Origin of the sequence: Bacillus sp. SIMBA_026 (assembly GCF_046535335.1) — a bacterium.
Taxonomy (GTDB): Bacteria; Bacillota; Bacilli; order Bacillales; family Bacillaceae; genus Bacillus; species Bacillus velezensis.
Genome location: NZ_JAWRWX010000202.1, coordinates 1 through 268 on the forward strand (window position 1 = coordinate 1; position 268 = coordinate 268).

Annotated in this window: 1 protein-coding gene; it reads right to left on the minus strand. The window is 37.7% G+C overall.

What is annotated here, in order from left to right:
• Positions 1-268: hypothetical protein (locus SB847_RS21200; protein WP_410578604.1), on the minus strand; the 268-nt coding region annotated here is incomplete at both ends.

The following is a 268-nucleotide window of genomic DNA, read 5'->3' on the forward strand; positions in this document are numbered from 1 at the left end:
GGCAGAGTATTTTATGGATAATTTCATAAAATAGCCCAAAAATAAAATGACAAGAATCCCTTTCCGCTTGGGATTTGCTTGGTTGCCCTGCTCTATTTTGAATATTGGCAAGGAGATATTCATAATTACTCCCCTTCTCCTCCTTGTATTGGAGAAGAAGATCGAAAATCTCCCTAATTTCTTGCTTATCTATCGGTCTATCATCAGAAAATGGCTTCTGTTTCTGTAGCAAGCCTACAAGTCGAGCGGAATTTTCTTGATTGAATAG